This window comes from Shewanella sp. 11B5, from assembly GCF_002836795.1.
In the GTDB taxonomy this organism is placed as follows: Bacteria; Pseudomonadota; Gammaproteobacteria; order Enterobacterales; family Shewanellaceae; genus Shewanella; species Shewanella frigidimarina.
Genome location: NZ_PJAP01000389.1, coordinates 1 through 7,624 on the forward strand (window position 1 = coordinate 1; position 7,624 = coordinate 7,624).

At 40.9% G+C, this 7,624-nt stretch carries 8 protein-coding genes; all 8 read left to right on the top strand.

Going from position 1 to position 7,624, the window contains the following annotated elements; all coding sequences use genetic code 11:
• Window positions 1–259: FAD-binding domain-containing protein (locus CXF78_RS08990; RefSeq protein WP_219622062.1), on the top strand; the 259-nt coding region annotated here is incomplete at its 5' end.
• Between the two features lie 313 nt (window positions 260–572).
• On the top strand, window positions 573–1,784 hold the full coding sequence (locus CXF78_RS08995) for an NnrS family protein (RefSeq protein ID WP_102036563.1): 1,212 nt from the start codon (window positions 573–575) through the stop codon (window positions 1,782–1,784).
• Window positions 1,785–1,914: 130 nt separating this feature from the next.
• Window positions 1,915–3,324, top strand: coding sequence for an ammonia-forming cytochrome c nitrite reductase subunit c552 (locus tag CXF78_RS09000; RefSeq protein WP_102036564.1), 1,410 nt, complete (start codon window positions 1,915–1,917; stop codon window positions 3,322–3,324).
• 332 nt (window positions 3,325–3,656) lie between these two features.
• Window positions 3,657–4,055: a nuclear transport factor 2 family protein gene (locus tag CXF78_RS09005; RefSeq protein ID WP_049763600.1), complete on the top strand. Its 399-nt coding sequence runs from the start codon at window positions 3,657–3,659 to the stop codon at window positions 4,053–4,055.
• Window positions 4,055–4,804 carry an SDR family NAD(P)-dependent oxidoreductase gene (locus CXF78_RS09010; RefSeq protein ID WP_102036566.1) on the top strand — a complete coding sequence of 250 codons (750 nt, stop codon included), beginning with the start codon at window positions 4,055–4,057 and terminating at the stop codon, window positions 4,802–4,804. Before CXF78_RS09005 ends, CXF78_RS09010 begins: the two co-directional genes overlap by 1 nt.
• A gap of 54 nt (window positions 4,805–4,858) precedes the next feature.
• On the top strand, window positions 4,859–6,127 hold the full coding sequence (locus tag CXF78_RS09015; RefSeq protein WP_102036567.1) for an NAD(P)/FAD-dependent oxidoreductase: 1,269 nt from the start codon (window positions 4,859–4,861) through the stop codon (window positions 6,125–6,127).
• Window positions 6,124–6,945: a DUF1365 domain-containing protein gene (locus tag CXF78_RS09020; RefSeq protein ID WP_102036568.1), complete on the top strand. Its 822-nt coding sequence runs from the start codon at window positions 6,124–6,126 to the stop codon at window positions 6,943–6,945. The genes CXF78_RS09015 and CXF78_RS09020 overlap by 4 nt, the downstream gene beginning before the upstream one ends.
• 100 nt (window positions 6,946–7,045) lie before the next feature.
• On the top strand, window positions 7,046–7,624 hold a 579-nt coding region (locus tag CXF78_RS09025; protein ID WP_180957095.1), incomplete at its 3' end, for a class I SAM-dependent methyltransferase.

Genomic DNA, 7,624 nt, shown 5'->3' on the forward strand with positions numbered 1-7,624 from the left:
CTGCGATGCGCAACCTTATTTCCGCGTGTTTAATCCAATGACCCAAAGCAGTAAGTTTGATCCAGATGCAAGTTTCATAAAGCGGTATGTTCCCGAGTTATCAGCATGGTCTTTGGCCGATATTCATCAACCCAAAACCATCAATGTTAATGACTTATTTGCACAACGCCAGGATGACCGATACCCACAACCTATTGTCGAACACAAGATGGCTCGCTTGCGGGCGATAGAGGTACTAAGCGCATTAAAGCGTGGTTAATTGTTTCGATTAACATTCAATGCAGTTAGCAAGACAAAAGGCTGTTTGAGAGCCGTTTGTTACCCTGAACTCAGGTTACTGAGTCCATCTTGATTCGATAAATCAGCAACAACACTATTAGGCCGCTATTATCTCTTATGATAATAGCGGCTTTTTTTGCGTTAGATCACACTATGAGCTTGGCTGGCTAGTGGATTGATGAGTATTGATTGAAGCACATCAATTAACAGCATAGAATGGCTACATTAAAGATTTATATATTATGCATGTTTAAATCTTGTTGATGTTAATCCACTAAGTGAGTGCACTGCTTATGCTGAATATTGATGATCCTGCTGAAATTGATAAAACTCCTGCAATATGGCGTTTGGGTTTTAGACCGTTTTTTTTGGGTGGGGCGAGTGTCGCAGCGTTATACATTCCGTTGTGGTTAATGGGCTGGTTTACTCCGCAATATAGCTTATTTAACAGTGAGTTTTGGGCCAATGTTGTGCCGCTATGGTGGCATCCTCACGAAATGTTATTTGGTTTCGCTATGGCTATTGTGTGCGGTTTTTTACTCACAGCAGTACAAGCGTGGACCAATCAACCCACCATTACGGGACGCGCATTAATGGTCACCTTTGGTTGTTGGCTCATTGCCCGCTTAATGTTGCTATTACCAATGAACATCCCTTTGATACTACCTGCAATATTTGACAGCTTATTTTTAGGATTAAGTGCGTTGGCATTGTGGCGTTGTATTTATCCGGTTAAACAATGGCGCAATATAGGTTTTCCTATCATGCTGGTAGTCGCATTGTTGGTTAATTTAACCAGTTATTACGCCTTGTCCGAACGTAACTTTTCATTATCGACCCAATTATGGCAAGGAATGATTTGGTGGCTAGCCATGGTTATTACCATTGTTGGCGGTCGAGTGATCCCATTTTTTACCGCAATGAAAATTCAACAACCCAAGCCTGATCCCATTAATGTGTTAGAAAATGCATTATTATTAGCGATGGGTTTACTGTTTATTCAAGCAATAAGTCACTGGTTCCCCAAAGGAGTTGAACAAGCACTTTTAGCAGTAGCAGGCATATTGCATTTAGTCCGTTTTGCTCGTTGGCAAGCACATAAAACCTTAAAAGAGCCGATGCTGTGGTCATTGCATATTTCGTATCTATCGTTGCCAATCACATTGTTATTAATGGCAATCAACATTGATAACGAATATGCCTATCGTACCTTATTGCATTTATTTGCTATTGGCGGAATCGCATCATTATGTTTATCAATGATTTCACGCGTTTCACTTGGGCATACTAGTCGCAATATCTATCAAGGCCCCAACATGACGTGGGCATTTTTATGTTTGCCTCTCGCTGCTGTTTTACGTGCAGGAATGCCTTTGTTGATGCCTGAGTACACCCAAATTTGGTTATGGGCAGCTGGAGCATGTTGGTTTGTCGGTTTTGGTTTATTTGTGTGGTTTTACGCGCCGATTTTACTACGACCACGTCTTGATGGCCGTCCAGGATAATACCAACTAAATTAGTAACTAAAGTTAACTAACTAAACAGTTAACTACACTAAACAGTGCAAAAGTAGTGCTACAGACTTATCGAACAATGTAGCGCTGTAAATTAAGAGATTGGAGAAAGGTTAGTAATATGATGGATCTACTTATCGATGTGATAATGAAAGCGACTCGGCCAATGCGAAGCAAGGTAGGGTTAAGCATTATTATTAGCGCAATGGCATTGCTGAGCCTAACGTCTTGGTCGCTTCAAAGTGCTGAAATGGATCCTAATCAACTAAAGTTTCCACAACAATATGACTCTTGGCAAGCAACAGAAGAGCAAGTTGAACGAGACGATATACTGGCGCAATATCCTGCCAATATCATTTTATGGGCGGGTTCATCATTTGCGAAAGAATATCATAGCCCTCGCGGACATCAGTTTGCTGTGGCTGACGTGACACATACCTTGCGTACTGGTGTTGCAATAGCTGAAGGTGATAAAGGTTTATCTGCCAGTTGTTGGACCTGTAAAACACCCGATGCACCAAGATTGATTAAAGAAATGGGTATTCAAGGTTTTTCAGGTGCCAATTTTGTCGATTTAGGCCGTGAAATCAAATCCGTTGTTTACTGTAGTGATTGTCATGTTGATGGCAGTGCTAAACTCGCATTACCACGCCCTCATGCTCAAAATGCGATGGAGAAAATCAAACTGCCTTTTGATAAGCAAGACCGCAGCATGCAAGGCGCTCAGGTTTGTGGTCAATGTCATGTGAGTTATTATTTCCAGCCTGAAAATAATAACAAAGTTAATATTCCATGGATTTTTGGTAGCACTGCTGATGAAATTGAAAAGTATTACGACACTCGTCGCTTTTACGAATGGATCCACCCAATCTCTAAAACCCCAATATTAAAAGCGCGTCATCCAGAGTTTGAGCATTGGAGTCGTTCGGCTCACGCTAAGCAAGGTGTGACGTGTATAACCTGTCATATGCCAGCTGCGACAGATGAAAAAGGCGCTACATTTACTGACCACAAGGTTGCTGGCGCATTAGACAATTTTGATCGCGCTTGTACAAGTTGCCATAGCAGTAAAGCAGCCATCACCAAAAAGATTGATAAAACCAAAGCTAATATTGATGCTAAATCTCGTAATGTAGAGTCATTGCTGATTAAAGCGCATTACGAAGCCAAAGCGGCTTGGGATGCAGGAGCCACATGGCCGCAAATGAATGATGCGATTATGGCTATTCGTCATTCACAATGGCGCTGGGATTTTGCCACAGCATCGCATGGAATGTACGCTCATAATCCTAAAGAAGGGATTGAGTTACTGGATAAATCGACTGAACAGGTTACTTATGCCCGTGAAGCATTAGCCCGCATATTGAGTCAAATGTCAGTGACCAAGGTTGAGTATCCAGATTACAGTACCAAAGAAAAAGCCCACGCCGCTATTGGCTTTATAGAAGCCGACGCCATTAAAGCCAAACAAGCTTTTATTAAACAAGAAGTTGATAAGCACTGGCAGCCGGTAGCCAAAAAGGGTTACTAAAGAACAGTTTCAATTTATGAACACAACTAACGCCTAAGCCATGCTTAGGCGTTTTGCTTTGTGGTTCTTTTAAAGGGTGATCTACTTCCTGTGCTATCTCGTATAAATACTTAATGAGTTTTTATTTACTTCACGGCCATGAAATACTTTTATCTTATTGTCATATAAGGCATTGTTATATCTAGGTTGCGTGTATTCTTTCTTGGTAGCGTAATAGGAGTCTGTTAATGCAAGGTGCACAGTCGACAGTTGATACTCAATCCGAATCATTAAATGCTGACCGCTCTGCGTCCGTTGATGGTCATCCAATTATTGTTGATGCTTTTATTAATATGTATCAACAGCTTAATAAAGATAATCTATTTTTACTGCGCCAAGTTTACCGGGATGATATTTGCTTTAGAGATCCCATGCATCATGTTGAGGGAATCGAAGCATTAACCGATTACTTTGCCAACATGTATCAAAATGTCACTCACATTGAATTTGATATTAAAGAAGTGGTGATCAGTGCTGATAAGCAACAAGCAGCATTGTATTGGACCATGAGCTATTCACACCCTAAATTAAGTAAAGGCCAGCTGATTAATGTTGAAGGCATGTCGCAACTTAAATTTTCCGATAAGATTTTTTCTCACAGAGACTATTTTGATCTAGGTCAAATGCTGTACGAACAAGTGCCGTTTTTAGGTGGCTTGATTGGCTTACTTAAAAATAGGGTGACTAAGTAATGGCAACCGTTTCCGCAAATACAACAGCGGTATTAATTACCGGTGCTAGTTCTGGCATTGGTTTAGCTTTAGCGCAGCATTACCTCGCTAAAGGCTTTGCCGTTATAGCTTGTGGTCGAAATGCCCAAGCCTTGCAAGCCATAACTGGCGCCACTCCGCTAGCGTTTGATATTACCGACAGCACTCAGGTGCAAGCCGCCGCAACCAAGCTTAAGCAGCTATTACACGATAATCAGTGGCAGTTACAGCAGGTGATTCTTAATGCTGGCAGCTGTGAATACATTGACGATGCATTGCATTTTGACTCAGCGCTATTTGCCAGAGTCATCAATACCAATGTGGTTGCGATGGGGTATTGTCTGGAACATTTTTTACCTTTACTGAGCCGTGGTGCACAACTGGGGTTAATGAGTTCAAGTGCCACTTATTTACCGTTCCCGCGTGCCGAAGCCTATGGTTCATCAAAAGCCGCTATTGGTTATTTAGGCCGTAGTTTACGTGTTGACCTTGCACAACATGGTATTGGAGTTAGCGTGATTTGTCCGGGGTTTGTTAAAACCCCTTTAACAGCTAAAAATGACTTTGCTATGCCAATGCAAATCACAGCTCAGCAAGCGGCTCAGGCTATTTATAATGGTATGCAGCGTCAACGCCGTGAAATCCATTTCCCAACTAAATTTACTTGGTTACTCAAATTAGTCTCTTTATTGCCAGAAAAGTTATTAGTATTTTTGCTGGCACCTAAATAGTAAACCCAAGTCAATTCACAACAAGAGCAAGTATTAGCGTCAAGGATTAACTAAATGAAAAATATTGCTGTAATTGGTACTGGAATTTCGGGGTTAACGTGTGCCCACCTATTAAGCCGTGAACACACGGTTACCGTGTTTGAAGCTAATGATTATATTGGTGGTCACACAGCGACCATTGATGTGGAAGTGGCTGGGCAGCAATATGCAATTGACTCTGGTTTTATTGTGTTTAATGACCGGACTTATCCGCTATTTGAAACATTAATGGCACAACTTAATATTAAGTCTTTACCGACTGAAATGAGTTTTAGTGTTAATAATGCACTCACAGGGCTTGAATATAACGGCCATAATTTGTGGGGCTTATTTGCCCAACGTCGTAATTTGTTACGCCCAAGTTTTTACCGGTTTTTAGGTGAAATTGTTCGTTTCAACAATGGTTGTAAAGTTATTTATGAGGCCGACAAATACCCAACGTCTTCACTAGGTGAGTATCTTGATCAACAAGGTTTCTCGGCTTTTTTCTGTGAGCATTACATTTTGCCTATGGGCGCGGCAATTTGGTCTGCCAGTATTGATGATATGCGCGGCTTTTCATTGCGATTCTTTATTCGTTTTTTCCAGCATCATGGTTTATTAAATATTAATGATCGCCCGCAATGGTATGTACTTGAAGGTGGATCGCGCAGTTATATTCCAGCCTTAACCGTACCGTTTAAAGATCGTATCCAGCTTAATTCACCCGTGAGTGGTATTAAACGTAGCGATGATGGTGTGTATGTTCAGGTTGCCAACGGCGAATGGCAGCACTTTGACGATGTGGTGTTGAGTTGCCATAGCGATCAAGCATTAGCCATGTTAACCGATGCCACTCAAGATGAGATAGACGTGTTAGGCGCAATGGAATATCAAAATAATGAAGTGGTGCTGCACACAGATATTAATTTATTGCCTAAGCGTAAAGCGGCATGGGCAAGTTGGAACTATCGTTTAGATGGTGTTAATCAGCAAGATATTGCTCAGCGTCCGGCTAGCGTGACGTACAATATGAATATTTTGCAGTGTTTACCGAGTAGTGCACCTACATTTTGTGTCACGTTAAATCAAACTGCATCCATTGATGAAAGTAAAATTTTGCGAAAGTTTAATTATGCTCACCCAGTATTTAATGATGCCAGCATGAAGTCGCAAGCGAAAAAATCACTTATTAATGGTAAAAATAATACCTATTTTGCTGGTGCTTACTGGCATAATGGATTTCATGAAGACGGCGTTCGTAGCGCAGTTGAAGTATGCGATCTGTTTGGGATTAGTCTATGAGTCAAACCACATCGATAATGGAACATGATCAATTAAACAGTGGCATTTATTGCGGCAAGATAAACCATCGTCGTCATACGCCTAAGTTGCACAGTTTTGGTTATAACATTGCGATGATGGCAATTGATTTAGATGAACTGCTTGCATTAACGGCGGTCAGTAAATTGTTTTCTACAGACAAGTTTACCCCGCTTAAATTTAATCCTAGCGATTACCTCAATTCCCTAAAGCAACAATTTGGCGATCAACTTATGCTGAGCTCGGCGAGCCGAGGGGATGATGCCGCCGCTTTAAAGCAACGCGTGTTGGCAACGATAAAGCATTTAGGTGCCACGCAAACATGCGATAAAGTGATATTTTCTGGGCAGATACGCCATTTTGGTTTTTATTTCAGTCCGGTCAATTTTTACTTTTGTTATCATCAAAATGACATGGTTTATATGCTTGCCGAGGTCAGTAATACTCCTTGGAATGAGCGCCATTGTTATCTGGTTGATATTGCGAATACCGCTCAAACAGACAAAGTCTTTCATGTATCTCCGTTTATGAATTTAGACATGCATTACTTGTGGCGTATTACGCCTCCGGCTAAACACTTGAAAGTGACCATTGAAAATCGAAATGCCAATAACGATAAATTATTTGATGCCGGTTTAGTGTTAAAGCGCCAATCTATAAATTCGAGTTCTATACGCCGATTTATGCTGAATTATCCCTTGATGACCAGCAAAATTATGCTGGGTATTTATTGGCAAGCAATGAAGCTATTTTTTAAACGAATCCCTTTTGTAAGCAAGCAAACCATTAAAGCTAACTAATTTTACAAAATGTAAACCAAATAGATGCTTATCACGTATTAGTCTGTAATTACGCCAATAAAGCGAACCAATTAGACAGTGTATGAACTGGAGAGATGACATGGAAAATACGGCGACAGAAAGCAGCATGACTCAAGCGAGTTTATCTGACAGCCTAGCAAGGAAAATTCTTCTTCGTGCATTAGCACATCTTGCAGAAGGTCATTTAACGATTGTTGATGGTAATCAAACATCAGAATTTGGCGATCCCAAAAGCGAAGTTCACGCAACTATGCAAGTTCAGCATGCCAACTTTTATCGTCAAGTGGTGTTTGGTGGTTCAATTGGGGCTGGCGAAGCTTATATTCAAGGCCATTGGTGTAGCCCAGACTTAACTAAAGTGGTGCAGGTTTTTGCCCAAAATTTAGCATTACTAGACAATATTGAACGTTATTTTTCATGGTTGAGCAACGGCATTAATCGTTTTAAGCATGTCTTTAACCGTAATTCTGAAACGGGTTCAAAACGCAACATTCTGGCTCATTACGACTTAGGTAATGACATGTACAAGGAGTTTCTTGACCCAGAAATGATGTATTCAAGTGCACTTTATCCGGCAGATGACAGCAGCTTGAATGAAGCGCAATTACATAAATTGCATACCATTTGCGAGCGTTTAGAGTTAACTCCAGGTCAAACC